This window comes from Amycolatopsis sulphurea (assembly GCF_002564045.1).
GTDB classification, from domain to species: Bacteria; Actinomycetota; Actinomycetes; order Mycobacteriales; family Pseudonocardiaceae; genus Amycolatopsis; species Amycolatopsis sulphurea.
This window is the reverse complement of record NZ_PDJK01000001.1, coordinates 597,218-623,884: the sequence shown is the minus strand read 5'-3', so window position 1 is coordinate 623,884 and position 26,667 is coordinate 597,218. Positions and strand designations below refer to the sequence as shown.

Sequence of the window (26,667 nt, the reverse complement as noted above, 5' to 3'; positions counted from 1 at the left end):
GTGAGCGAGACCGAAGACAAGGTGGCCATCATCGGCATGGCCGGACGGTTCCCCGGCGCTGCTGACGTCGGAACGCTCTGGGGAAACCTGCGCGCTGGCAAGGCATCCCTGTCGCGATGGACCCTGGATGAGGTAGAGGGGGTACCGCCCGAGGAATACGACAGCGACCACTACGTCCCGGTTCAGGGTTATCTGCCGGACGCCACGCTCTTTCGTGAAGACCTCTTCGGCTTCAGCCATGCCGAGGCTGCCGTACTCGATCCGCAGGTACGGTTGCTGCTGCAGACCGCGTGGGAAGCTCTCGACGATGCCGGGGTCGAGCGCTCGGTAACTGAACCCGCCAATGTCGGAGTATTCGCCACCGTCGGCAGTTCCGAGCATGCCTTGGCGGCCCAGACTGACGCCACGCTCCTGCGTGAACTGGGTAGGAGGCAGGTGCGATTCCTCACGGACAAGGACTACGCGGCCACGTGGATCTCATACAAGCTGGGGCTCGTAGGCCCGGCGGTGAGCGTACAAACGGCCTGCTCATCGTCCATGGTCGCGATTCACCAGGCCGCGAACAGCGTCCTGCTTGGTGAATGCCGCGTCGCCCTCGCTGGCGGCAGTGCCGTCGACACCCCGCACCGCCGCGGCTATACCTTCTACGAAGGCGGAATAGCCTCACGAACCGGTGCTGTCCGGCCGTTCGACACGAGCTCGGACGGAGCAGTCGGAGGTCACGGCGTCGGAATGGTGGTGCTCAAGCGGCTGGACGACGCGCTCGCCAACGGCGACACCGTGCACGCGGTACTTCTTGGCAGCGCAATCGGCAACGACGGACGCGACAAAGTGGGCTTCACCGCACCCGGTGTCGAAGGCCATGCTCGGGTGATCGCCGCGGCGTGGGAAGTAGCCGGGATCGGTCTGGATGAACTGACGTACTTCGAAGCCCACGGGACTGGGACCCGTTTGGGCGATCCAGTGGAAGTCGCCGCCTTCGCACAGGCATGCGCGGACACCAACGCCCGCCCGCAGGCGGTGATCGGCTCAATCAAGGGCAACATCGGTCATCTCGACGTGGCGGCAGGTGTCGCGGCGGTAATCAAGGCAGCCTGCATGGTCCGAGACCGGATCCTGGTGCCGACGCCGGGTCTGACCGAGCCGGCCCCCGGCCTGAATCTCGAAGGACGCGGCCTCCGCACCATCGGTGAAACCACCCCGGCAGAGGGCAAGGGACCGATGTATGTCGGGGTGTCCTCGGTAGGCATCGGCGGCACCAACGCACACGTTGTCCTCGGCGAACCACCTGCGCGCCCTGCCCCTGCACCTGAACCTGGACCACATCTGCTTCCGGTCAGCGCACAGTCCACTTCGGACCTCCATAGGTACATTGCCGCGCTGCGAGACCGCATCGGAGAGCGGCCATTGTCGACGATTGCCGCCACGCTGCAGACCGGCCGTCGCACGCTGCCGGTTCGGACCTTCGCCGTCGTCGGCCGCCCGAGCGAAGCCTTCGCCATCCCAAGCCACGGCGTGAGCTCGACCGGTAAAGCTCAACGCACGGTGTTCCTCTTCCCCGGCCAGACCAGTCGGTACGACGATCTCGGCTCCAGCATGTACCAGCGATTCGCCAGATACCGCAACCGTCTCGACGAGTACGCGGAACTACTGCTCGACGAGTACGGAATCGACCCACGGCCCTGGCGCGGCGAACCAGCGGAACGTGACACCGACTACTGGCAACCAACCCTCGTCGCGCATCAGCTGGCACTTGCCGAGCTGCTGCACGACCACGGTCTCACGCCAGCCGCCACCCTCGGCCACAGTCTCGGTGAGTTCACCGCCGCGGTAGTACGAGGCGTGTTCGAGCCTACACCGATATTGCGGGCCGTCGCGGAACGGGGGCGCCTGATGAGGGCGACACCACTCGGAGCGATGATCAGCATCAATACCGACGCTACTACCGCCGCAGCACTGTGCCACGACGGGATTTCACTGGCCGCCGTAAACAGCGAGGACCGATATGTGTTATCCGGTCCTGTGAGCGCCATGACCGACCTACCCGCCCGCTGCGCGGCGCTCGGCTTCAAAGGCAAGATTCTGTCAACCAACCGAGCGTTCCACTCCGCGCTAATGGATGAGATCCTGGACGGCCTCACCGAAGTCATGCGAGCCATGACCGTCACAGGCGTTCACCGCGCTGGCACTTGGTTCTCCACGGTCACCGGAAAGGTTAGCGACACCTCGGTCCTGCTGGATCCAGGGTATTGGGTACGCCAGGCCCGAGAACCCGTCCGCTATGCCGACGCTGCCAAGCTGCTCGGAGACGGCCTTCGAATGGAGATCGGCGCCGGAGCCGACCTGACCTCGCTAACTGATGACAGCATTGCAGTCGCCACCCAGGGCCGATCCACGGTCGGTGAGGTACATCAGTACCTCACCGCGTTGGGTACTGCGTGGGTCCACGGCGCCACACTGGATTGGGAGACTATTGGCCCGAAACGATCTCGAGTGTCACTGCCTCCGCATCCGATGGGCGGCAACGACCACGGCAGCCTGACTCTCGCCCGCTCCGAAGCACGCGCGACGCACACGACTGATACACCGGTGCTTGCCGAACTGCGCCCGCACAAAACCACAATCGAGAACGTATTGAGTTCCGTGCTCGGCTGCTCCGCCATCGACGGGTCATTTTTGGCGCTCGGCGGCGACAGTCTCAAAGCCGTCCAGGTCGTCGGACGTATGCGCGACGAACTCGGCGTTGATGTCACCATGACCGATCTTCTCGCCGCGGACAGCCTCGGCGCGCTCGCCCGCAAACTGTCCGAAGAGAACAAGACCGAGGTGGACGTGCTGGCGGCGCTAGAATCCGCACTTCTGGACGTCGGGGAGGAAGCGTGACCACACCGTGGCTACCCTTCCCCGCCCGCTCTCATCGGCCTGCCGTGGTGTGCTTCCCACCAGCCGGCGCAGGGGCGTCGTTCTACGCACCCTGGCGACGCCGGTTTCGCAACGCGGCGTTCGATGTACTGCCGGTTCAGCTACCCGGCCGGGAAACTCGCCTCTCCGAGCCTCTCGTGCCCGAACTTTCCAAGCTCACCGTCGATGCGGCTGACGCCCTTGCCGACGAACTGCCCGGAAGCTACCTGTTTTTCGGCCACAGCATGGGCGCAGCATTCGCCTTCGAACTGGCCCAAGAACTCGAACAACGCGGTATGTCCGGGCCGCGCAGCTTGATAGTCTCTGCATGTGCGTCGCCGTCGTTCGAGTCGAACGGTCCGGCTCTGCGTGATGCGCCGGACGCCGAACTGGTGAGGCTGCTCGATCGACTCGGCAGCTTTCCTCCAACCTTGCGATCGCACACCGAATTCATTTCCTTGGTCATTCCGATTCTCCGATCCGACATCGCTATGTGCGAAACCCACCGGGTAGATCGGGAACGTCGGATCAACTGTCCGCTCACCGCAATCAGTGGCGCCGACGACACCGAACCGACGCCACAGACCATGTCTGACTGGGTGCGGCACACCAGTCTTGCCTTTACCCAGCACGTCGTGCCAGGCGGCCACCACTACTTCGAGGAATCCAATGCCTTCTATGACCTGCTCGAACACCTCGCCATCGGCACAGTAAACCCCGGCCAAGAAAGGCGCTGACTTCGCATACCGCAACCCGGAGGGCGCGGCGCAAGCTGGAGGACGACCTGTCGAGTCTGCCCTACCTGCGCCAGGTCATCGAGGAGTCGATGCGGCTGTACCCACCGGTTTGGGCGTACCCCCAGGGACGCCGCCGTCGACGACGTCATCGGCGGCTACCACATTCCGGCGGGCAGCTCGATTCTGCTGTCGCCCTACGCTTCCCACCGTTATGGGGAACTGTGGAACGCGCCGGACGACTTCACGCCGGAACGATTCTGCCCGGCCCACAGGGCAAACGCGCCGAAGGAGAAGTACGCCTATTACCCGTTCGGCGGCGCCCGCAGGTGCATCGGGTTCGAGGCGGCGCTACTGGAGATCCAGCTCGTGATCGCGACGCTCGCGCAGCGGTTGCGGCTGGATCTCGTTCCCGGTCATCCGATCGGGTACCTCCCGAACGCTTCGCTGCGTCCGACGCCCAACCTGCTCATGACCGTATCCAGGGCCGTATGACCGACCAAGAAGCGAGACTGTCCGGCGGTTCGTCTGGAGCCGTCGTGCCAGTCACCACTGCCCTCGGAGCCCTCAGAACGACTCGCGGGCCGGAAGATCGCGGTGATGGGCGGGCAGCTGGCGGTGGACGACGCGTTGCGAGCAGCCGCCACGATGATCGTCACGCTGGACGGCGCTGAGGTACCCGAGGGCATCGTCGACCTGGGCCTGAACAAGGACGTGGGCCGGGAGGCGCCGCTGCTGCGGCCGGCGGGGCCTTGCGGGCGTGTTACGGCAGATGGTCCAGGGAGACCGATGCGCAGAGCATTTTCTACGTCGCCGTGAGCCAGGCGGATGGGTCGGCCGCGCGGCGAGGTGCCAGCAGGGTGCTGGTCCTTTTCCGCGCGGCCTCCCGCCGAACCGGACTTGACAGTTTCCCGATCATCCGGCTCTCCAGTGAACTACTGCGTGAGAGATGCGAACGGTTGCCCCGTGTGGATCTGGCCGTGGCAGGCGGAACAGACCACGAGGGTCTTGCGTCGCCGGTTGGCCATGGCTGTCATCCATTGGGGTTGAAGCGGTCCGGGTATTCCGAGTTCTGCGAGTTTGCGGATGTGGTGGACTTCGACGCCGCCCACCGTTCGGCAGAGTTCGCAGGTGTCCGCGAGGAGCCGGGTAAGGATCTCCTTGTGCGGGTAGTCGGCCCGGATCGGCTGGGAGTCGATGACTCTCGCCGTTTTCTGCCGGTGCAGCGGTGTTTCGCCGAACCGTGCGACCAGTGGTTTCCTGCCGTCGCGTTCGATGCGTGCTTCGAAGCAGGTGCGTGGCCCGTGGGGTGTCAGGATTTTGGCTTTGTGCTTGGCCGCCATCTTCGACACGGTGGAGCGGTGCTTGCCTGCCAGGGTCTTGAGCATGGAGGTCTCCATGACCCAGCGCAGCCGGTGCAGTCGATAGACGTCACCGGCGAGCAGGTAGTACTGGACGATGCCCCGGTAGATGGCCCCGTATGTGGCGACGATGGTGTGGTCGCTGCCGTTGGTCAGGGCCGCCTGCTTGGCAGGTTTGCTGCGGCGCAGGTAGGGCGTGGACTTGGCCTTGATCACCTCCCGGGGGACACGAAGGGCGATCTGGCCGTTGACGCGTCGGTAACGGCCGGTCTTTTTCGTGTCGTTGTGCTGGACGGTGATCTCGTAGCCGAGGAACCGTGCCGCGCCTGTGCGGGCGTGGGTGATCAGCGTTTTCTCCTGGGACAGTTCCAGTTTGAGGTCTTCACGCAGGAACTGCGCCAGCCGCTGTTTGATCTCCTCGGCTTCGGCCTTGGGTCCGGCGAACCCGAGCAGATGGTCGTCTGCGTATCTGCAGTAGCGCAGCCGCCGGTATCCCGGGTCGTCCGGGTCGGCGCTGGGCAGGCTGGTCATGCGCCGCCGCAGCGTCAGGGCTTGTGCCCGGTCGCCGCGCCGGCGCGCCTTGGCCAGCTGATTCTGCAGATCCAGGTAGGCAGGGTTGCGGGCCCTGCGGTCCCCTCGGGTGTATTCCGGGATCAGGGTCTTCTCGACGAACTGATCGAGTTTGTGCAGGTAGATCGAGGACAGGATCGGGGATGCCACTCCGCCCTGAGGAGCCCCCGACAAGGTGGCGCCCCACTTCCAGTCCTCCATGTATCCGGCCGTCAACATGTTCCGTATCAGCCGTAGAAACCTGTTGTCGTGGACGTTCTCCGCCAGGATCTCGATCATTCGATCATGATCGAGCGAGCCGAAGCAGTCGGCGATGTCTCCCTCGAGGAACCACGCGGTCCCAGTCCAGGTGTTGTCGATCTCCCGCAACGCGGTGTGACAGCCCCTGCCCGGACGGAATCCGTGGGACCGGTCGGAGAACGTCGGCTCGTCGTAGGCCTCCAACATCAGGCGCACCACCTCGCCGACGAGTTTGTCCGACCAGGTCGGCAAACCAAGCGGTCTGGTTTTGCCGTTCTTCTTCGGGATGTGCACGCGCCGGACCGGGCGGAACCGGTAGCGCTCGTGGCGCATCGCATCGATGATGCGGTCGATTTTCGCCCGGGACATGCCGTCCACGGTTTCCGATGTGACCCCGGGTGTCATCGCGCCGTGGTTGGCGTGGATGCGCCCGTAGGCCAGCAGATACAACTGCGGGTTGAACAGTTGCCGATACAACTCCTCACACGGCAGTCCGCGCTTGCCGCGTTCACGCAGGACACCCAGCACCGTTGCGGCGCTCTGCATTTCGCATACCTCCCGATCACATCTGGTGTCCGATTCACCTGGCCTGCTTCGCCCTGCGGACGGCTTTCCCGTCCTCCCCGACCGGGCGTGACTCCGGCGACTACTACCAGGCCTCCGTCGCCGTAGGACTCGCGTCCCGTAGGCGATCCCGCGTTCGTGCGTGTCGTACGTAGCAGCGTGACGTAGGCGTCCCACTCATCTCCTTGAATGCCCTCGCTGGGCATCGCCCCGCGTTCTGGAGGTTGCACCGGATAACACTTCGACTCCGACGCAGAGCGCGGCACCGGTTTCAGCGGTCGTTTCCGGTGGATGGGAACTTGCATCGACTGGAGATTGGGATTCAGGCAATCCAGCTTTCACCTTATCACGCGGGCCCCTCCGGCGCCCCGTCCCCGACCACTGGGCCCGGTCACCGGATTCTCTGGCATGCTCTTGTCCCGTTAGCCTTTCGGCGTCAGGTCAGCCATTCGACCCAGGAACCTCCCTCCAAGTCCCTCCCGGTTGAACCGGGAATACGACACGCCGCTTTCGCGGCGCACAAGGTTCGTTCGACCACCCAGCGGTGCCGGCCGATTTTCTCGGCGGATTCGATGCCGTTGCGGGCGATACGCACCGCGATGCTCTGATCACGTACCCAGCGGCGCAGGGCGGGCTGGTCGTAGGCCTTGTCCGCGTGCGGCTTGCCGGGTCTGCACCGCCGTGGGCCACGGCGGGATTTCACTGCTGGGATCGCCATCACCAGGGGCTTGAGTGCGGCCGGGTCGTGGGTGTTGGCGGCGGAGATCGCGACTACGAGCGGCAAGCCCGGATCGCTCGGACAGCACGTGGATCTTTGAGCCGGGCTTGCCGCGGTCGACCGGGCTGGGACCGGTCAGCGATCCCCTTTTTCGCACGAACACTGGCACCGTCCACGATCGCGCGGCTCCAGTCGAGCAGTCCATGGCTGCCGAGTTCGTCGAGCAGGACACCGTGAAGGTCGCACCAGGGTCCGACTTCGGTCCACTGCGCGAAGCGGCTGTGCGCGGTCTGAAAGGACACGCCGAACGAGGGTGGCAAATCCCGCAGGCACAGCCACTGCTCAGCACATACACGATCGCGGTGAACACCGGCCGCGCGTCCAACGACGCCGTTCCACCACCTTGCGGACGCACCTCGAATGCCAGAATCAACGACTCGACCAGCTCCCACAGCTCGTCCGGCACGAGCCGGAAGGACAAACGATCAACCACGACCGAGATCAAGCCGCATCAACAACAAAACACCACGTAAGACACGCTCTAAGCTGCGGCGCACCCCGCCCAGCACACGAGCCCGTCCATCCCAGTCAAGGAGCCGCCCCCGAAGTCGTTCGACAACGACAGCCGTCTCCCTCTCTCTCCGCCATGAGCGGCAGCGAGACGCGCTCGCGTCAATTCTCGTTTTCAGTTCAGCTGCCGCATCAATGCACTCCTGCTGCTCCTCTGGCGACATCCCCACCCAAGATCATGGCGAGTTTCGTCCAGAAGTCCTTCCAGGCTTCCTCCTAGGTCGGCCACCGCCGAGCGGGCATTGCGAAACGATTTCGCCTCCCCCACACGGAAGGAGCCTCCCACACTCCGAACATGCTCGACGTTCAACGTTCCCGAGATCGAGACTTTCGCGCCTGTTGGACTTGTCGAAGCGCACGTCATCCATGTTCGACGTTACGCGCCAACCTCAAAGAAGCCCAGCAACGAATGTCAACTTCAGACCACGGGATCAACGTCGAGGAGCTGCCGGAGCCGCATCGGCTGGCCGAGCGGGGTTGGTGACGGTCGACTTCCACCCCGTTTAACCTCATCTACATGCGTGAACGGTGAAGGGCGGCAACCCTTCACCGTTCACGCAGGCAGACGATCCATGCCGTGGCCATTTTTGGACTACGGCATCAGCGACGGACCGGAGCCGACAGCGCTTCGCCGGACGCGGGCGTGGCAATCTCGGCCCGCAGGTCACCCACCGCAACTGCCGTGCCTACTCACTCCATCTCGGGTTCGGGCACGGTATCCACTACTGTCTCGGCGCTCCCCTGGCTCGGCTGGAGGCGGAGATCGCGTTCGCCGCCTTGCCGTCTCGGCGGCGGAAGTGGCCTGGCGGTCGCACTTCTTCCATGCCGTACGCAGCCTTCCCGTCCGGCTTGGAGGCGTCGCGTAACGGCTGTCCACGTCGTCACGACTCCTCGGTGCGCGAAAGATCGCCAGGAGGAGGAACTCGGTGGCTGACGGCCCGGCCCGGTACCGGAAGTTCCTTCTCGTGGCAGGGTCGGCGGTGGTCGGAGCACTGCTGGGCAGGCTGGTCACGGCGCGCCCGCGGGCGGTACCCGGACGGCGGGTGGCGCAGGCCGAGGATGCGCGAGCCCAGCCAGAGAAGGCACCGCCTGCGGTACCGGAACGGCGGCCGAGCCGTGGCTCGTCGGTCGTCTACTGCGTCCTCGTGCCGCTCCTGCTCGCGCTCGCGGTGTGGCTGATGAGCCGGGAGCTTCGGACCGCTGCCGAGATCCCCGCGACCGCGGCGGTCGCCGTGCTGGCTCTCGCCTTCCGGGGTCCGGTGCCACGGCGAAGCCGGTGGACGGTGGTCGTGCTCGTTGCGCTGGCCGTGGTAGCGGTGCCGTTCGACCAGCTGTTGATCCTCAGCCGGATCGACACCAGCGTGTCCGACGTCGGCGGGCTGCTGATCCAGGTGGGCTTGTTCATCGTCTTCGTCGGCGTGCTTGCCGGGCTGGCCGCGTCCTGGGGCAAGGTGGTCCTCGCGGAGGTCGGTGCCCTGATGCTGATCGCCATGCTGCTGGGGCTGGTGTCGTTCAGCGGGCTTTCCTACTTCACCGCGCCGGTGTCCGCACCGGAACCCGACGACGCGGTCCTGCGGGTGTTCGCGGCCGACCCGGCCGCCGAGATGACCGTCTCCGTCCAGTACTTCCCGCAGGATCCGGGCGGGTCGACATTGCTGTCACTCCAGGTGATCTCGACCGGCTCCGCCGATCATCGCTGGGGGATCGCGCTGTCCGGCGGGCTTCGCTTCGCACCGGGGAACGGACACCGGGCCGGTGTCACCCGGGTCGACTCCGCCGGCGGCTACCAGGTGCTCTCCGGAACGCAGGGCACCGCCGACTTCTACAACGGCACCGTCGTCGGATCGTTCCAGCAGAGTTCCGCCTCGCGGTCGGTGGTGTCGCTGCCACCGGTCTCCTCGGATCCGTTCCGGCTCAAGGGGATCGACATCCGGTCGGCCACCGGGTTCGCCGCGGTCCGGCCGAGAGCCCTCACCGTCCACGTGGACAGCGGCACGCTCAGTCCACTTGAGACGGTCACGCAGGCGGCACCGCCGCTGCAGGTACCGAACCAGCTGTCCTGGCTGGGCCACGGCGAACTCGGCCCGATCACCTACGCGACGCTCGACCAAGGCGCCGAAGACCGGTCCAGGAACGTCCTGTTCGTCGTCGCGATCCTGCTCGGCACCGCCGTCGCCTGCCTTGTGGCGGCATTGCAGGTGCTGATCAAGGCCGCGAAGAGGTGAGTCACGAGTATTCGGACACCTCCACGCCGAACGTGCCGGGTTCCAGCGCCTCGAACACGTGCCGCACGTCCCCGGGGTAGGCGATGTAATCACCGGGCCGCAGCTCGACGGGGTCGTCGGCGAGGCCGACCCGGGCGCGCCCCGCGCACAGGACGATGTGCTCGACCACGCCGTTCATGTGCGGATCCGACCGTCGCGGGTTGCCCGGTTCGGCGCGGATCAGGTACATGTCCCGCCGCGCCGCGGAGGGGCACGCCGACAGCAGAGTGCACGCGTAGTCGGCGTGTTCGGCGAACACCGTCGGCCCGCTGCCCGAGCGGATCACGCGGACCTGCGGGCGACCCGGTTCGACCAGCCGGGAGAACGGCACGTCGAGGGCGACGCCGAGCGCCCACAGCGTCTCCACGCTCGGGTTGCCGAACCCGGATTCCAGTTGCGAGAGCGTGGATTTCGCGAGACCGGCGCGGCGGGCCAACTCGGTCAGAGACAGCCCGGCCCGGGTCCGCTCGCGGCGCAGCGACTCGGCGATGATCTCCAGCGGCGCACTGGACGTGTCCTGCGACATGTGTTCGCTCCCTCAGTCTCCTTGTTCGTCTTGACGAACAGGTGGTGCCGTGTTCAGCATAGGGCACTATGCGTTCGATATGGCGAACACTCGATCGCGGCCTCGCCCGCGACATCGGCCTGGTGTGCCTGGCCGACACCCTCGTCGGCGTGTCCTACGGTGCCATCACGGTGAGTTCCGGCTTCCCGCTGTGGGCACCGATGGTGTTGTCCCTGCTGGTCTTCGCCGGCGCTTCGCAGTTCATGTTCGTCGGGATCGTGGCCTCCGGCGGCAATCCCCTCGCCGCGGTCGCGGCCGGGCTGCTGGTGAACGCGCGGCACGTGCCGTTCGGCTTCGCGGTGGGCGATGTGTTCGGCCGCGGACGGCTCGCGCGAGCAGTGGGCAGCCACCTGATGATCGACGAGTCGGTGGCGTTCGCGCTGGCCCAGCGGGACGCCGATCGCCGGCGCGCGGCGTACTGGGCGTGCGGGATCGGGCTATTCGCCTGCTGGAACGTCGGGGTGGTGGTCGGCGCTTTCGCCGGCACCGCGATCCACGACACCGACGCGTTCGGCTTGGACGCCGCGTTCCCCGCGGTGCTGCTGGCGCTGGTGCTGCCGTCGTTGCGTGAGCGGGCTTTCCGGCTGCCGGTGCTGATCGGCGTGGTGGTGGCGCTCGCCTCGGCGCCACTGCTGCCCGCCGGGCTGCCGGTCCTGCTCGCGATGGTCGGCGTGGTCGCGGGCGCCGCGGCCAAGGAACCGAAGGCGGCCTGCTGATGGATGCCACGGAATTGCTGATCGCCGTGGGGGTGCTGGGTCTGGGCACGTTCGGGTTCCGGTTCGCCGGACCGGCGCTGCGGAACCGGGTGCACCTGTCCGCCCGCGCCGAGCGGTTGATGACGCTGGCCGCGGTGGTCCTGCTGGCGGCGCTGGTCGCGACCAGTGCGCTCATCGAGGGCCACGACTACGCCGGATTCGCCCGTCCGGCCGGGGTGCTCGTCGGGGGTGTGCTCGCGTGGCGGAAGGCGCCGTTCGTACTGGTGGTGCTCGCCGCCGCCGCAACAGCCGCACTGGTGCGGCTGGCCGGAATTCCCTGATCGTCTACTGTGGACGGTTAGGCGCGGATCAGCGCGCGGGGAAAGGAGAACACCCCGTCCGGGTCGTACCGATGGGCGATCGCGCGCAGCCGCGGCAGGTGCTCGCCGTAGTAGGCGCGGCCCCAGTCCGGCATCTCCGGGTCCAGGTAGTTGACGTAGCCGGTGGTGCCGAACTCCGTGCCGAGACCGTCCCGGATCCGGCCGATCTCCCGGCGGGCCGCGGCCTCGCCGCCGGGCGCCACCGGTTGCGTGAACTGGAAGCTCGCCAGCGCGGACCGGTGTGCATACGCCGAATCGCCGCGGGCGATCGCGCCCCCGCCGCCGTCCACGATCGTGTAGGTGTCCGGGTTCGCGGTCAGGGCCGCGACCACCGCGGCGGGATCCGGGGCAGGGCGCCTCAGCATCCGGGAGGTCGCCACGTAGGAGCGCTGTTCCACGCCTCCTCCCCCGCCGTCCCAGCCCGGACGGCACGAAGCGGACGACAGGTCCCCGCACCCGGCGAACCACTCCATCGTGTCCAAAAAGCCGCGCTCCTGCTCGGCCCGTTTCAACGGCGTGCCGACCTGGCGGACGAGCGTGTCGAGCACCGGGGTGAGCCGGGTACGCGGGCCGACGAAGCAGCCGCCGAGGTTGGCCGCGGACGCGCCAAGGCCCAGATCGGCCCACAGCTCGTCCGGCATCCGCGGCTGCCAGTCCTGCCAGGCGGCGAACAGCGTGGCCGCCGCGGCGGGTGGGAACTGCACGTCGAACGTGGTCAGCCCGGGTGCGGGCACGGTGCGGAAGGTGAACGAGGTGACGATACCGAAGTTCCCTCCCCCGCCGCCGCGCAGCGCCCAGAACAGCTCCGGGCGGCTCGCCGCGGAGACCGTGTGACAGGTCCCGTCCGCGGTCACCAGCTCGGCCGACTCCAGCAGATCGCAGGTCAGCCCGTACTTGCGGCCGAGCACACCGAGCCCGCCACCGAGGGTGAGCCCGGCGATGCCGACGGTCGGGCAGGTCCCCGCGGGCAACGCCCGGCCCGCCGCGGCGAGCACCGCGTACACCGCACCCAGCCGGGCGCCCGCGCCGATCGTCACCTGGCCGCCCTCGTGCAGCTCGATCCGGTTCAGCCGGGCCAGGTCGGCCACCAGCCCATCGTCCACAGTGGAATATCCGGGATAGCTGTGCCCGCCGGACCGCGCGGCCAGCGGAATCCCTTGCCTCGCCGCGAAATCCACACAGGCCTGGACGTCCTCGCGACGGGCGCAGCCGGCCACCGCGGCCGGGCGTCGGTCGTACATCGCGAAGAAGCCGCGGCGCGCGGCGTCGTAGCCCGCGTCACCCGGGCGGAGCAGCGGCCCGGCCAGGCGACGGCGCAAGCGCTCCCACCGGTCCGGCACCGGACCGGACAACCCCGCCGCGAACGGCACCGCCGCCCCGGTCAGCCCCAGGAACACCCGCCTGCTGATCGTCATCGCAGTCCCCCCTCCGCGCCTTGCCTCGCCAGGATATCGGGTGTGTGATCGGGGACACAGGTGTTCACCCGTCTTCCGCCGAGGAGGCCGTCATGGCCGACAAGCAGAACAGGAGCGCCGACACCGGGGCCGCCGTCGCTGTATCCGACCCCGCCAAGGTGCGCAACGTCGTCCTGGTCGGGCCTTCCGGCTCCGGCAAGACCACGCTCACCGAGGCGCTGCTGGCCGCCTCCGGCACGGTGCCGCGCGCGGGTTCGGTCGTGGAGGGCACCACGGTGTGCGACCACGATCCGGCCGCGGTGCGGCAGCAGCGGTCGGTCGGCCTGTCCGTGGCGCCGATCCTGCACGCCGGGCACAAGATCAACCTGATCGATACCCCCGGGTACGCCGATTTCGTCGGTGAACTGCGCGCCGGGCTGCGGGCCGCGGACGCCGCGCTGTTCGTGGTCTGCGCGGCGGAGGGCGTGGACGCGGCGACGGTGGCCGTGTGGGAGGAGTGCGCCGCGGTCGGCATGCCACGCGCGGTCGTGGTGTCCCGGCTCGACCATCACCGTGCCGATCCGCTCGGCGAGATCTCCGCCTGCCGGGCCGCGTTCGGCGACGGCGTGCTGCCGCTCTACCTGCCCGCCGGCGAAGGGCTCGTCGGGCTGATCACCCAGCGCCGCTACGACTACGCCGGCGGCTACCCGCCCCGCGTCGGCGAACCCGATCCGGGCGCGCTGGACGGGCTGGCCGGGGCCCGCAACGAGCTGATCGAGGGCATCATCGCGGAAAGCGAAGACGAGACACTGATGGACCGCTACCTGGCCGGCGAGGAGATCGCCGAGGAGGTGCTGATCGCGGACCTGGAGACGGCCGTCGCGCGCGGCTCGTTCCACCCGGTCATCCCGGTGTCCGCGACGAGCGGGATCGGGCTGGCCGAGGTGCTGGACGGCATCGTGCGGGCCTTCCCGTCCCCGCTGGAGCACCGGCCTCCCGGCGTGACCACCCCGGACGGCGGCCCGCACGAAGCGCTGAGGGCCGATCCGGACGGCCCGCTCGCCGCCGAAGTGGTGCGCACCGCGGTCGATTCCTACGTCGGCCGGGTGTCCCTCGTGCGGATGTTCTCCGGGACGCTGCGGCCGGAGAACGCGGTGCACGTGTCCGGGCACGGGCTCGCCGAGCGCGGGCACGAGGACCACGACGCCGACGAACGCGTGGCCCACCTGTATTCACCGCTCGGGCCGAACCTGAGGGAGGTGCCCTACTGCGTGGCCGGTGATCTGTGCGCACTGACCAAAGTGGGCACCGCGGAGACCGGCGACACCGTGTCCTCCCCGGAGGATCCGCTCGTGATGAAGCCGTGGCGGATGCCCGAGCCGCTGCTGCCGGTGGCCGTCGTGGCGAAGACCCGCAGCGACGAGGACACCTTGGCCCGCAACCTTTCCCGGCTCGTGGCGGGCGATCCGACGTTGCGCCTGGAGCGGAACGCGGAGACCGGGCAGCTGGTGCTGTGGTGCATGGGCGAGGCGCACGCCGACGTGGTGCTGTCGCGGCTGCGCGCGGGCGGCGCGGAAGTGGAGACCGAACCGGTGCGGATCAGCCTGCGCGCCACGTTCGCGAAAGCGGCGAGCGGGCACGGCCGGCACGTGAAACAGTCCGGCGGGCACGGGCAGTTCGCCGTGTGCGACATCGAGGTTCAGCCGCTGCCGCGCGGCGGCGGGTTCGAGTTCGTGGACAAGGTGGTCGGCGGCTCGGTGCCGCACCAGTTCATCCCGAGCGTGGAGAAGGGCGTGCGGGCCCAGCTGGCGCGCGGGCTCCAGGACGGCCACCCGGTCGTCGACGTGCGGGTCACCCTCGTCGACGGCAAGGCGCACAGCGTCGACTCGTCCGACGCGGCGTTCCAGACCGCGGGTGCGCTCGCCCTGCGCGAGGCCGCCGCGGCCGGGCGGATCACCCTGCTGGAGCCCCTCGACGAGGTCGAGGTGACCCTGCCGGACGACCACCTGGGCACCGTGCTGGGCGACCTGTCCGCCCGCCGCGGCCGCGTGCTGGGCACCGAATCCGCCGAGGGCGGCCGCACGCGCGTGCACGCCGAGATCCCGGCGGCGGAACTGCTGCGCTACGCGGTCGACCTGCGCTCCCTGACCTCCGGAACGGCGACGTTCAGCCGCCGGCACGCGCGGTTCGAGCCGATGCCGGAGGGGGTGGCGGTACCGACGTGAGCGGGGTGGTGGTGGCCGGGGAGGTGGGTCTTCCCCGGCCTGCGCAGGCGTCCGGAGCGGCGATGCCCGCTGGGTGACCGGTCAGCGGATCAGGTCGACCGGTACGCCGACATCGACCCGAGCCCAAGCCTTGTCAGCGGTGACCGCACGTCCACCCGGGATGCTGGCGGCGACTGCGAGGCACGCCCGGTCACCGAATGAAAGGCCGTTGCCGCGTGTGGGAGCCCACAGCAACGCAGCGTCGACGGCCTCGGCGGCAGTGAACGCGGCCACGGTCGCGCCGAGTGAAAGCACGACGCCGGCCGCTTCCGTGGGCGTCGGGTGGCCGTTCTGCGCCAGCTTCTGCACGACCTCGGAGAAGTTCACGGCGCTGATCACTGCGCCACGGACCTGGGCGGCCACCTGCTCGTGCCCGTCCTCGCGGTAGATCAGTGCGAGAACGGCGCTCGCGTCCAGCACAGCCGTCACGCCGGGCCTGCTTCGTTTTCGCCCGCCTTGCCGGCATCGCCGCCGGCGGCATCGCGGGCGGCCTCGGCGCGCCGGTCCTCGAGCAACGAGTCCGTCACGCTCCCGGTCACCCCGGCAGCGCGGGCCGCCGCGATTGCTTCGTCCTGCACCCGTCGCAGCAGGTGATCGCGGCCCTCGAGGACCACCCTGCCGCGCTCGACATAGGCGACCAGATTCGAGCCCGGCGAGATTCCCGCAGCCTGCCGCAATAACACCGGGATCGTCACCCGGCCATCCACCGCGACGGACACGTCCGCCCGGGCCGTCATGGGATCGACGCTCGTCATAGTTCCTATACTACCGCCGGGATCAGCCAGACCTCGCCGAGGATCGCCGGTCTCCGGCGCCCTCCCCAAGCCGACGCCCCAGAACTCGAACCCGCCCGGTCGCCCGTTCCGGTCGGCCAGCAGACCCGCGAGAGTCGCGATCGCGATCTCCGCCGGCGTGCGCGAACCGATGTTCAGCCCGACCGGCCGGTGCACCCGGCCGATGTCCGCCTCCGGCACGCCCAGCGCCCGCAGTGCCTCGATGTGCGGGCCAGGGTGGCGCGGATTGCCGAGCACGCCGACCCAGCGCGCCCGCGCCGCGAGCGCGGCCTGCAGCACGGTGCCCAGCTCCGGCCGGTGGTGGTCGGTGACCACCACGTCGGCGTCCGGGCCCGGGTCCGGCAGCACCCGATCAACCTCGGCGAAGTCCGCGGCACGGGCGGTATCGGGTTCGAACAGCACGGTGCGGTACCCCAGATCGGCCGCGTACCGCAGCAGGTACCGGGCGACCGGGGAGGCGAACACGGCCACCAGCGTCCGTTCGACCGGCGCGCTTTCGGCTTCTCCGTGCGCAACCGCGCAGGCATCCGGCTCAGCTGTCACGGAACCAGACTACAAAAGCCTGAAGGCTGTGAAGGGTCCCTTCACAGCCTCAGCGTCCAGGGCCCCGGCAAAGTTAGTCGGGGGCCCGGCAGCGGGCGATGCGGAGGGTTGTGTGCGACCACCTCGTGGCGTGCGCCGGACCGGTTTCGGGTCCGTGAAGGGCCCCTTCACGGACCTCCACACCGACTTTGCCGACACCCTGGCCTCAGCGTCTGTGAAGGGTCCCTTCACAGCCCTGCAGGCGTGGGCTCGACGGGGCCGCCAGGGGAAGGCGCGCTGGGAACTCAAGGCAATTCGGGCTCGGCGAATTCGAAGTACTCGGGCAGCGGCGCGGTCCCGGCGAGTTTGAAGTACCGCACCTTCCGGCGGCGGCGCAGCCTGAGGGTGTCGCGCACGGCGTCGTTGTGCACGCGGCGCGCGATCACCACGCGGTGCTCGGCGTCGGTCAGTTCCTCGGCCAGCGCGGTCGGCAGCCGGCCCCGGTCGATCCGGGCCAGCAGCAGGGTCAGCTCGTTCTCCTCGGCCTCCCGGTCCGCGCGCGAAGCGGCTTCGGCGCGTTCGGCGGCGGCGCGGAGGCCGTCCACGCAGAGGACCGCCGAGGCCGCGCGGGCGACCACGGCACGGCGGGCCAGCGCCGCGTCGAGCGCCGCCCAGCCCGCGTCCATGCGCACGTGCAGCCGGTTCAGGCGGTTCGCCGTGGCGACCAGGAACAACCCGCCGAGCACGACCACCACGGTGAGCGCGAGCAGCAGCCACATCAGCCAGCTCACCGCATGCTCTCCCGTTCCCCCGCGACGACCCGGCGCGGGTCGGCGGCGATCGCTGTTTCGTACACCCGCAGCACCTGGGTGACCACTGTGGACCAGTCGTATCCGGTCACCCGCTCGCCCGCCGCGGCGGCCAGCGAAGCCCGGCGGGCCGGATCGCCCAGCAGCTCCCGTAGCCCGTCGGCGAGCGCGCCGGCGTCACCGGTGGCGGTGAGCATCCCGGCCGTGCCGTCGTCGAGCACACGGCGGAACGAATCGAGACCACTGGCCAGCACCGGCGTGCCCGCGGCCATCGCCTCGGTGAGGATCATGCCGAAGCTCTCGCCCCCGGTGTTGGGCGCGCAGTAGACGTCCACGCTGCGCAGCGCACGGGCCTTCGTCGCGTCGTCGACCTGGCCGAGCAGCTCGACGTGCGGCCACAGCCGCGGCCCGGCCATCCGGCGCAGCTGGTCGGCATCGCCCCGCCCGACCACCAGCAGCCGCAGATCCTCGAACTCCGGCAATACCTGCCGCGCCGCGTCCAGCAGCACGTCCATCCCCTTGCGTGGCTCGGCGAACCGGCCGACGAACCCGACCGTGCCGCCGGCCCGTGGGTATCCCTCCAACGGCACGGCCCGGGAGAAGAACTCGACGTCCACGCCGTTGGGGATCTCCACCGCGTCCTCGCCCGCGTGCTCCACCTGCACCCGCCGGGCCAGCACCGACACCGCGATCCGCGCGGTGATCTTCTCCAGCAGCGGCCGCAGCACCGGCTGGAACGCGGCGAGCGTGCGCGAGCGCGTGGTGGCGGTGTGGAAGGTGGCCACGATCGGGCCGTCGGCCACCTTCAGCGCGAGCAGCGACAGGCTCGGCGCGGCCGGTTCGTGCAGGTGCAGCACGTCGAAGCCGTGGTCCCGGATCCAGCGCCGCACCCGGGCGTAGGACACCGGGCCGAACTGCAGGCGGGCGACCGAGCCGTTGTACGGGATGCCGAGCGCTTTTCCCGCGGGATGCACGAAATCCGGCAGCTCGGCGTCCTCGTCGGCCGGGGCGAGCACGGACACCTGATGCCCCCGCTCCCGCAGCGCGCGGGCCAGGTCGAGCACATGCCCCTGCACCCCGCCGGGCACGTCGAAGGAGTACGGGCACACGATCCCGATGTTCCACCCCCGGGCCACCGGCTCAGCTCGCTTCTTCGAGATCGGGACCCTCGGCCTCGTCCGGCCAGAACGGCTGCAGCATGTGCCAGTCCGCCGGGTGCGCGGCGATGTCGCCGGCGAACGCGTCGGCCAATGCCTGGGTGGCGGCGGGCACCTCGGCCCGCGCGGTGACCCGGATCCGCGGATGCACCCGGATCTGCCAGCCGTCCTCGGAGTACCAGGAACCGACCGGCAGCAGCGCGGCCCCGGTGGTCGCGGCCAGCCGGGCCGGACCGGCCGGCAGCCGGGCCTGTTCACCGAAGAACCGCACCGCGATCCCGGACGCGGTCAGATCCCGGTCCCCCACCAGGCATACCACCTTGTTCTCGCGCAGCCGCTTGAGCAGCAGCCGCATCGCCGAGCTGTCCCCCGTGTGCGGCACGATCTCGAACCCGAGCGATTCCCGGTAGTCGGCGAACCGGCGGAACAGCGATTCCGGCTCCAGCCGCTCGACCACCGTGGTGAACCCGCCGTGCCGGTCGCACAGCCAGATCCCGGCGACGTCCCAGTTGCCGCTGTGTGGCAGCGCGAGCACCACGCCGTTGCCCTCGGCCAGTGCCGCGTCGATGTTCTCCGCGCCGGTCAGGTCGACCCGGCGCAGCACCTGTTCCCGGTCCATCCCGGGCATCCGGAAGGTTTCGTACCAGTAGCGCGCGTAGGACCGCATCGCGCGGCGGACCAGCTCGTCCATTTCCGTCTCCCCGGCCTGCGGCACCACCCGGGCCAGGTTGGCCCGCAACTGCCGCACCCCGCCCCCGCCGCGCCGGGTGGCCATGTCCGCGCCGAGCGCGAACGACGCCGAGCCGAACCGCGGCGGCAGCCGCCGGACGAGCCACCAGCCCGCCGCGTAGCCCAGTTCACCGAGTTTCTGCGACCACCTGCTCACGGCTGCGCCCCACCGGCCGGGAGATCGGGCTGCTCGGCCGTGGCCTCCCGGGCGGCGCTCGCCACCGCGGCCGCCCGCTGCAGCAGCGTGATCACCGAGAGCACGGCCAGCAGCCACAGCGAGATCTCCACGGTGTAGGGCACGCCGAACCCATGCAGCCCGGTGCCGACCAGCGCGATGATCAGCCGCTCGGCCCGTTCCACCAGCCCGCCGTCCGCGGCCAGCCCGGAGGCCTCGGCCCGCGCCTTCACGTAGGAGATGACCTGCGCCAGCACGAGGCAGATGAGCGCGGCGGCCGCAGCCCGGTCGTTGTGGTCGACGGCGAAGCACCACCAGGCGATGGCCGCGAACAACGCGCCGTCGACCAGCCGGTCGCAGGTCGCGTCGAGGACCGCGCCGAACGGGGTGCCGTAGCCGCGGGCCCGCGCCATCGCCCCGTCGAGCAGGTCCAGCATCGCGAAGCCCCACACGGTGAACGTGCCCCACAGCAGCATGCCCCGCGGGAAGAACACGAGCGCGCAGGCCATCGCGCCCACGGTGCCGAGCACCGTCATCACGTTCGGCGTCAGCCCGGCTCGGACCAGTGCGCGGCCGATCGGGTCCGTCACGCGGGAGACCGAGGCGCGGGCGAAAATGTTGAGCATCTTCCTCGTCTGGCACCTGGTTCGGGGGCGGGTGGGCGGGGAAAGCCTATCGACCCCGTCCGCGGCCGCGGCGGAGCCCGCCCGTGACCCGCCGGGAGATCAACCGGATTTCGGCAGTTCGAGGACCCCGGCCTCGCATTCGGCCGCTTCCTCGGCCGCCCGCGCGGCGTCGCAGCGCGGCCGCAGCGCGGCCAGGATCGCCTCGGAGATCTCGCCCAGCTGCCGCACCTGCTCCGGGGTGAGCGGGTCGAACAGGGTCTCGCGCACCGCCGCCACGTGCCCCGGCGCGGCCGCTTCGAGCGCGGCCAGCCCGGCGTCGGTGAGCACCGCCCAGGCGCCGCGCTTGTCGGTCGGGCAGGACTCCCGGGTGACCCAGCTCTTGGCCTCCAGCCGGGCCACCGCGTGCGAAAGACGGCTGCGCGAGGAGCCGCGCACCGCGGCCAGCTCGCTCATCCGCAGCCGGCGGCCCGGGGCCTCCGACAGCGCGACCAGAACCTCGTAGTACGTGTGCGGCATGCCCGAATCACGCTGCAGCTGCCCTTCGAGATGCGTCTGCAGGATCGCCGAGGCGCCCGCGTAGGCACGCCACACCCGCTGTTCGTGATCGGTGAGCCAGCGAGGTCCGGACATACCGTGATGATACGCGAGCCGGCCCCTCATTCCCCGGTGCCGCAGGGTGTCGGCAATGTCGGTGTGAGAGGCCCTGCGCAGACGGCGGAGGTCTGTGAAGGTCCGTGAAGGGGCCTTTCACAGACTCTGAGTCCGTGAAAGGGCCCTTCACGGACCCGAGACAGGTCCGGCGCACACCACGAGGTGGTCGCGCACCTCGAACACCTCCGCCTCGCCCGCTACCGGACGCAACCGACGAAGATGGCAGGCACCGCCGATGATGACGCAGCAGCCACTACTCTCCCGGCTGATCACGGGCACTCGACCACCTTTGCCGGGACCCTGCCCCGGTGCCGGGCGGCACCTCCCAGGCGTCCGCGAGCAGCCGCCGCGTCTCCCCCAGCAGCTGCGGAAGCACCTTCGTGTGGCCGATCACCGGCATGAAGTTCGCGTCCCCGCCCCAGCGCGGCACCAGGTGCTGATGCAGGTGCGCGGCGATGCCCGCGCCGGCGATCACGCCCTGGTTCATGCCGATGTTGAACCCGTGCGCGGCCGACACCGCACGCACGACGAGCATCGCGTGCTGGGTCAGCTCGGCCAGCTCCCGGGTCTCGGCCGGGGTCAGCTCCGGGTAGTCCGCCACATGCCGGTAGGGCACCACCATCAAGTGGCCGGGGTTGTACGGGTACAGGTTCAGCACCGCGTACACCGTCTCGCCGCGCGCCACGATCAGCGCCTGCTCGTCGCCGAGCGAAGGCAGGCGGCAGAACGGGCAGCCGGGCGGCTCGTCGCCTTCCGGCTTGTCCTGGCCCTTGATGTAGGCCATCCGGTGCGGGGTCCACAGCCGCTGCAACGCGTCCGGGACCCCTGCCCCGTCCTGCCCCACGAACTCGGGACCGCCCTGCTCGGCCTTCACCGCAGGATCTTCTCCACGGCTTCGGCGTTCGGTGACGAGTTCTCCCGCCGTGCGACCCATTCGGCGATGGCCTCGACCGCCGCGGCCACGGACACGCCGTTGATCTGGCCGCCGTCGCGGAACCGGAAGGACACCGCGCCGGCGTCCGCGTCCTTGCCGCCGGCCAGCAGCAGGAACGGCACCTTCTGCGTCGTGTGGGTGCGGATCTTCTTCTGCATCCGGTCGTCGCTCGCGTCGACCTCGGCGCGGATCCCCTTGGCGCGCAACGCCTTCTCCACCTCGCGCAGGTACTCGACCTGGTCGGCGGTGATCGGGATGCCGACCACCTGCACCGGCGCGAGCCACGCCGGGAACGCGCCCGCGTAGTGCTCGGTCAGCACGCCGAAGAACCGCTCGATCGACCCGAACAGCGCGCGGTGGATCACCACCGGCTGCCGCCGGGACCCGTCCGCCGCGGTGTAGGCCAGCTCGAACCGCTTGGGGTGGTTGAAGTCCAGCTGGATGGTGGACATCTGCCAGGACCGGCCGATGGCGTCCTTCGCCTGCACGGAGATCTTCGGCCCGTAGTAGGCCGCGCCACCCGGGTCCGGAACCAGTTCGAGACCGGAGTCGACGGCCGCCTGCCGCAGCGTCTCGGTGGCCTCGGCCCATTCCTCGTCCGAGCCGATGAACTTGTCCGAGTCCCCGCGGGTGGACAGCTCCAGGTAGAAGTCCGAGAGCCCGTAGTCGGCCAGCAGGTCCAGGACGAACTTCAGCAGGGAACGCAGCTCACCGGGCATCTGCTCCGGGGTGCAGTAGATGTGCGAGTCGTCCATGGTCAGCCCGCGCACCCGGGTCAGCCCGTGCACCACGCCCGACTTCTCGTAGCGGTAGACCGTGCCGAATTCGAACAACCGCAGCGGGAGTTCCCGGTAGGACCGTCCGCGCGAGCGGAAGATCAGGTGGTGCATCGGGCAGTTCATCGCCTTGAGGTAGTAGTTCTCCTCGTCGAACTGCACCGGCGGGAACATCGTGTCCGCGTAGTAGGGCAGGTGTCCCGAGGTGAGGAACAGCTGCTCCTTGCTGATGTGCGGGGTGTTCACGAACTCGTAGCCCGCGTCCTCGTGCCGGCGGCGCGAGTAGTTCTCCAGCTCGCGGCGGATGACGCCGCCCTTGGGGTGGAACACCGGCAGGCCGGAGCCGATCTCCTCGGGGAAGGAGAACAGGTCCAGCTCGGCGCCGAGGCGGCGGTGGTCGCGGCGCTCGGCCTCGGCCACGCGCTCCAGGTACTCCTCCTGCGCCTCGGCCGATTCCCACGCGGTGCCGTAGATCCGCTGCAGCTGCGGGTTCTTCTCGCTGCCCCGCCAGTACGCGGCGGCCACCCGGGTCAGCTTGAACGCCGGGATGAACTTCGTGGTGGGCACGTGCGGGCCGCGGCACAGGTCGCTCCACACGCGCTCCTTGGTGCGCGGGTCGAGGTTGTCGTAGATGGTCAGCTCGCCGCCGCCGACCTCCATGATCTCCGAAGTGTCCACTGTGTCCTGGGCGGACTTCAGGTCGACGAGTTCCAGCTTGAACGGCTCGTCGGCGAGTTCTTTCCTCGCCTCGTCGGTGGAGGCGAAGACCCGGCGGGAGAACTGCTGCGCGCCCTTGACGATCTGCTTCATGCGCTTCTCCAGCGCCTGCAGGTCTTCGGGGGTGAACGGCTGGTCCACGGCGAAGTCGTAGTAGAAGCCGTCGCGCACCGGCGGGCCGATGCCGAGCTTGGCGTCCGGGAACTGCTGCTGCACCGCCTGGGCGAGCACGTGCGCGGCCGAGTGCCGGATCACGCTGCGGCCGTCCTCGGTGTGCGCGGCGACCGCCTCGACCTCGGCTTCGGCGTCCGGGGTCCATGCGAGGTCGCGCAGCTGCCCCTCGGCGTCGCGCACGACGACGATCGTGTCCGGGCCCTTGGTGGGCAGCCCGGCCTCGCGCACCGCGGCGCCCGCCGTAGTGCCCGCCGGCACCACCACGCGCGGGGCGGATACGGCGGCGGCTGACGGCGGATGGGACACGGTCGTGCTCCTCTACGGCGAAGTGACGGGGATGGCTCCCGGTGATGCTAGCCGCGGCCGGATGGTGCACGAACGGTGGCTGCCTCGCGCGGCGCGGCCGCGCGGCGCGACTTCGCGGCACGGTCGGCGCGGCACGGTCGGCGCGGCACGGTCGGCACGGCACGCCTCGCGCGGGCCCGCCTCGCGCGGCGCGACTTCGCGGGGCGGGCACGGGAAAGCTGTGAAGGGGCCCTTCACAGCACCGCCGCCGCACGGAAAGCCGCCCCGCGCGGTGGCAGCGGCGGCCTTCCTCCGGCGACGGCTCAGACGGTCTCGACGACCTGCTCGAAGTCGAGCCGCGGCAGCCGGTCGAACCACGGGTCCTCGCCGGGCTTGCCGACGTTGACCACGACCAGGGAACGCCAGTTGTTGCCGCCGAAGAACTCCCGGTCCACGCCGGCCGCGTCGAAGCCGGTCATCGGGCCGGCGGCCAGGCCGGCCGCGCGGACGCCGATGATGAAGTAGCCGACCTGCAGCAGCGAGTTCAGCCGGGAGAACTCGACGCGGCGCGCCTCCTCGGTGAACAGGTCCTTGACGCCCGGGTTGTGCGGGAAGGTCTGCGGGATGTTCTCGTGGAAGTCGACGTCGGCGGCCAGGATCACGGTGACCGGGGCGGTGGCGGTCTTGGCCCGGTTGCCCTCCATCAGGTGCGGCAGCAGCCGCTGCCGGCCCTCGTCCGAGCGGATCACCAGCGCGCGCAGCGGCTGGGTGTTCATCGAGGTCGGCGCCCATTTGACCAGGTCGTAGATGGCGCGGACCTGCTCGTCGGTCACCGGCTCGGTGCTGAAGCTGTTGGCGGTGCGCGCCTCGCGGAACAGGAGGTCCTGGACCTCGGCGGGGAGCGGGAGTTCCGCGACGGACTGGGCGGTTGTGGTCATGAGACTCGGTGGTCCTTCCCGTGCTGAAGTCTGTACCACCTCCCAACCTAGTTGAGCGCTTGACTATTTCCGCTCCGGTGCCCGTCTACTGTGACCCACCCCACGCGGATCAGTAGGCACCCTGGCCCGCGAGCACCGCCCGCACAGTCTTCCAGAGAATGGCCACGTCCAGCGCCAGCGACCAGTCCTCGACGTACCGCAGATCCAGCCGGACGCTCTCCGCCCAGGTCAGATCGCTGCGGCCGCTGACCTGCCACAGCCCGGTCAGGCCCGGCTTCACCAGCAGCCTGCGGCGTACGTGCGGCGCGTACCGCGCGGTCTCCTCCGGCAACGGCGGCCGGGGGCCGACCAGGGACATCCTGCCGGAGACCACGTTGGCCAGTTGCGGCAGCTCGTCGAGCGAGTACCGGCGCAGCAGGCCGCCGACGCGGGTCACCCGCGGATCGCGCTTCATCTTGAACAGCGGCCCGGCACCCTCGTTGTCGGCGTCCATCGTGTTCCGGATCAGGTGCGCATTCGGGACCATGGTGCGGAACTTCAGCATGGTGAAGCTCGCGCCGTCCTTGCCCACGCGACCCTGGCGATAGAGCACCGGGCCGCCGTCGCCGAGTTTCACCGCGAGCGCGATCATCAGCAGCAGCGGGGAGAACAGCAGGAGCAGCAGCGCCGCCCCCAGCCGGTCGACGACCTCCTTGACCAGCCGCCGCCCGCCGGTGAACGCCGGGGCGGTGACCCGCAGCAGCGGCATGCCCAGCACCCCGCTGACGTTCAGCCGCGGCCCGGCCACCTCCATCAGCATCGGCGCGACGACCATCTCCGCCGACGTGCCTTCGAGATCCCAGGCGAGCTGCTGCAGACGCCGCGGATTCCAGTACTGGTCCGCGGTGATGGCCACGACCCGGTACCCGCCACGGCGGGCGTGGCGGGAGAGTTCTTCGAGTGTGCCGACCACCGGCACGCCGTCGACCTCGTCGCGTTTCCCGTCCGGGCCGTGGCCGTCGGGCGTGCAGACCGCCTCGACGCGCCAGCCGACGTGGGATTCGCGGCGGGTGCAGGTGATCAGGTCCGACAGCGTCGCGTTGCTGCCGGCGGCCAGCACGGGCAGCAGGCAGTCGCCGCGGCGACGCCTCCGGTGCAGCATGCGGCGCAGCAGATACCGTTGCGGGAACAGTACGAGCGCCAGCGCGGGCACCACGATGAAGACCCACGGCTGCACTTCGAGCGCGCCGAAGAGCAGCCCGCCGAGCGCGACGAGGACCGCCGCGACGATCAGGCCGCGGCCGAGCGTCCGGTACTCCTCCGGCCCTTCGCCGAGCATCCGGCCACTCCACGCGCGGCACACCGCGAGCGCGCAAATCACCGCGAGCGCCGTGCCGACCGCGTGCATGTCCTGTGGCGCGACCCGGTCGATCACGAAGGCGCTGATCCCGATCACGACGCCGGACGTGGCGAGGTCGGACCCGACGACCGTTGCCTGATAACGCTTCTCCCACGAAGCCGGGTGCGACTTCGGCGGCGCCGGGGGTGCCTCGGTGGCGACCGGATCCGGCACACCGGCCGAGGGGGCGCCGTCGGAGGTCAGCACGCCGTCGTCCGCGGCCGGGCCGGCTTCGGGCGCCGCCGCGCCGGTGCCCCGGGTCAGCGTCGCGAGGTCGATGAGGTGCGGCTTTCCTGCTGTCGCAAGGTCGGCAGGGCGCGACTTCCCCGCCTTCGCGAGATCGACGGAATGCGGCATTCCCGCCTTCGCGAGGTCGACAGGGCGCGACTTCCCCGTTTTCGCGAGGTCGACGGGGTACGGCTTGCCCGTCGACGCGAAGTCGACGATGTGCGGCTTTCCTGTAGCCGCAACATCGACAGGGCGTGACCTGCCCGCCACGCCGCGAACTGCGGCCGGCAGGCCGTCCGGGCCGATCGACGGCACCTTCGGCTCACCGCCCTCGGCATAAGGTCTGACTGGTTGCTCCATCTGGCCTCCCGCGCTCCTCGAGTACGTCGAGAACGACCCACCAGCGGACACGCAGAGTAATTACCGACACCCACACTCAGCAATTCGCCCTGCACCCCGAAGGGGTTAACACACGGCAAGATATCGGGGGCCCGGCACTGGTTGTTACAGCCGACTTCCACCGTATTTTTCCAACCCGGCCAGCACATCCCGCG

The 26,667-nt window shown here is 69.5% G+C and carries 20 protein-coding genes and 2 pseudogenes; 7 read left to right on the top strand and 15 right to left on the bottom strand.

The genetic code is table 11. The features are described from left to right. Genes ATK36_RS02900 through ATK36_RS34550 form a run of 3 tightly spaced genes read left to right on the top strand, consistent with a single transcriptional unit; the run spans window position 1 to window position 4,130 of the window. Window positions 1–2,883: a type I polyketide synthase gene (locus tag ATK36_RS02900; protein ID WP_170069563.1), complete on the top strand. Its 2,883-nt coding sequence runs from the start codon at window positions 1–3 to the stop codon at window positions 2,881–2,883. Then, entirely contained in the window at window positions 2,880–3,638 is a 759-nt protein-coding gene (locus ATK36_RS02895; RefSeq protein WP_170069562.1) for a thioesterase II family protein, read from the top strand. Before ATK36_RS02900 ends, ATK36_RS02895 begins: the two co-directional genes overlap by 4 nt. Window positions 3,639–3,644: 6 nt before the next feature. Next, window positions 3,645–4,130 carry a cytochrome P450 gene (locus ATK36_RS34550; RefSeq protein ID WP_098509695.1) on the top strand — a complete coding sequence of 162 codons (486 nt, stop codon included), beginning with the start codon at window positions 3,645–3,647 and terminating at the stop codon, window positions 4,128–4,130. Between the two features lie 440 nt (window positions 4,131–4,570). Here the strand turns inward: ATK36_RS34550 and ATK36_RS02880 are convergent, their stop codons facing one another. After that, a complete protein-coding gene (locus ATK36_RS02880; protein WP_211291764.1) occupies window positions 4,571–6,352 on the bottom strand; it encodes a reverse transcriptase/maturase family protein in 1,782 nt (593 codons plus the stop codon). Between the two features lie 538 nt (window positions 6,353–6,890). Further along, a pseudogene (locus tag ATK36_RS02875) lies at window positions 6,891–7,581 on the bottom strand (IS5 family transposase); the annotation flags it as partial. Between the two features lie 1,003 nt (window positions 7,582–8,584). Here ATK36_RS02875 and ATK36_RS02865 point away from each other — a divergent pair. Further along, window positions 8,585–9,883 carry a hypothetical protein gene (locus tag ATK36_RS02865; protein ID WP_170069518.1) on the top strand — a complete coding sequence of 433 codons (1,299 nt, stop codon included), beginning with the start codon at window positions 8,585–8,587 and terminating at the stop codon, window positions 9,881–9,883. A gap of 1 nt (window position 9,884) precedes the next feature. On the opposite strand, the gene ATK36_RS02860 is transcribed toward ATK36_RS02865, so the two are convergent. Next, on the bottom strand, window positions 9,885–10,448 hold the full coding sequence (locus tag ATK36_RS02860; RefSeq protein WP_098509692.1) for a helix-turn-helix domain-containing protein: 564 nt from the start codon (window positions 10,446–10,448) through the stop codon (window positions 9,885–9,887). Window positions 10,449–10,516: 68 nt separating this feature from the next. Between ATK36_RS02860 and ATK36_RS02855 the strand changes: the two genes are divergently transcribed. After that, window positions 10,517–11,203, top strand: a complete 687-nt coding sequence (locus tag ATK36_RS02855) for an AzlC family ABC transporter permease (RefSeq protein WP_098509691.1) — start codon at window positions 10,517–10,519, stop codon at window positions 11,201–11,203. Then, a complete protein-coding gene (locus ATK36_RS02850) occupies window positions 11,203–11,523 on the top strand; it encodes an AzlD domain-containing protein (protein ID WP_098509690.1) in 321 nt (106 codons plus the stop codon). The genes ATK36_RS02855 and ATK36_RS02850 overlap by 1 nt, the downstream gene beginning before the upstream one ends. Window positions 11,524–11,540: 17 nt before the next feature. Here ATK36_RS02850 and ATK36_RS02845 read toward each other — a convergent pair whose 3' ends face one another. Then, on the bottom strand, window positions 11,541–12,977 hold the full coding sequence (locus ATK36_RS02845; protein WP_098509689.1) for an FAD-binding oxidoreductase: 1,437 nt from the start codon (window positions 12,975–12,977) through the stop codon (window positions 11,541–11,543). Between the two features lie 92 nt (window positions 12,978–13,069). Here ATK36_RS02845 and ATK36_RS02840 point away from each other — a divergent pair, with 92 nt between their 5' ends. Next, a complete protein-coding gene (locus ATK36_RS02840; RefSeq protein WP_098509688.1) occupies window positions 13,070–15,181 on the top strand; it encodes an elongation factor G-like protein EF-G2 in 2,112 nt (703 codons plus the stop codon). An 81-nt stretch (window positions 15,182–15,262) separates the two neighbouring features. On the opposite strand, the gene ATK36_RS02835 is transcribed toward ATK36_RS02840, so the two are convergent. The 11 genes and pseudogenes from ATK36_RS02835 to ATK36_RS02785 form a co-directional block, all read right to left on the bottom strand. After that, on the bottom strand, window positions 15,263–15,649 hold the full coding sequence (locus ATK36_RS02835; protein WP_098509687.1) for a type II toxin-antitoxin system VapC family toxin: 387 nt from the start codon (window positions 15,647–15,649) through the stop codon (window positions 15,263–15,265). A 407-nt stretch (window positions 15,650–16,056) separates the two neighbouring features. Then, window positions 16,057–16,557, bottom strand: a pseudogene (locus ATK36_RS02830) (XdhC family protein); the annotation flags it as partial. 284 nt (window positions 16,558–16,841) lie between these two features. After that, complete coding sequence (locus ATK36_RS02825; protein ID WP_098509686.1) at window positions 16,842–17,327, bottom strand: NUDIX hydrolase; 486 nt, start codon at window positions 17,325–17,327, stop codon at window positions 16,842–16,844. After that, window positions 17,324–18,481 (bottom strand): glycosyltransferase family 4 protein, encoded by a 1,158-nt coding sequence (locus ATK36_RS02820; RefSeq protein WP_245914236.1) that lies wholly within the window; start codon window positions 18,479–18,481, stop codon window positions 17,324–17,326. The genes ATK36_RS02825 and ATK36_RS02820 overlap by 4 nt, the downstream gene beginning before the upstream one ends. 4 nt (window positions 18,482–18,485) lie before the next feature. After that, a complete protein-coding gene (locus ATK36_RS02815; protein ID WP_098509685.1) occupies window positions 18,486–19,388 on the bottom strand; it encodes a phosphatidylinositol mannoside acyltransferase in 903 nt (300 codons plus the stop codon). Next, window positions 19,385–20,032 carry a phosphatidylinositol phosphate synthase gene (gene pgsA, locus ATK36_RS02810; protein ID WP_098509684.1) on the bottom strand — a complete coding sequence of 216 codons (648 nt, stop codon included), beginning with the start codon at window positions 20,030–20,032 and terminating at the stop codon, window positions 19,385–19,387. The genes ATK36_RS02815 and pgsA overlap by 4 nt, the downstream gene beginning before the upstream one ends. 99 nt (window positions 20,033–20,131) lie before the next feature. Next, window positions 20,132–20,662, bottom strand: a complete 531-nt coding sequence (locus tag ATK36_RS02805; RefSeq protein ID WP_098509683.1) for a MarR family winged helix-turn-helix transcriptional regulator — start codon at window positions 20,660–20,662, stop codon at window positions 20,132–20,134. Window positions 20,663–20,936: 274 nt separating this feature from the next. Continuing rightward, the gene (locus ATK36_RS02800; protein WP_245914235.1) at window positions 20,937–21,557 is read right to left on the bottom strand and encodes an HIT family protein; all 621 of its coding nucleotides are present in this window, start codon (window positions 21,555–21,557) and stop codon (window positions 20,937–20,939) included. After that, window positions 21,554–23,590 carry a threonine--tRNA ligase gene (thrS, locus tag ATK36_RS02795; RefSeq protein ID WP_098509681.1) on the bottom strand — a complete coding sequence of 679 codons (2,037 nt, stop codon included), beginning with the start codon at window positions 23,588–23,590 and terminating at the stop codon, window positions 21,554–21,556. The genes ATK36_RS02800 and thrS overlap by 4 nt, the downstream gene beginning before the upstream one ends. A 302-nt stretch (window positions 23,591–23,892) precedes the next feature. Next, window positions 23,893–24,507 carry a malonic semialdehyde reductase gene (locus tag ATK36_RS02790; RefSeq protein WP_098509680.1) on the bottom strand — a complete coding sequence of 205 codons (615 nt, stop codon included), beginning with the start codon at window positions 24,505–24,507 and terminating at the stop codon, window positions 23,893–23,895. Between the two features lie 109 nt (window positions 24,508–24,616). Then, window positions 24,617–26,473, bottom strand: a complete 1,857-nt coding sequence (locus ATK36_RS02785) for a sugar transferase (protein WP_245914234.1) — start codon at window positions 26,471–26,473, stop codon at window positions 24,617–24,619. Between the last annotated feature and the right edge of the window lie 194 nt (window positions 26,474–26,667).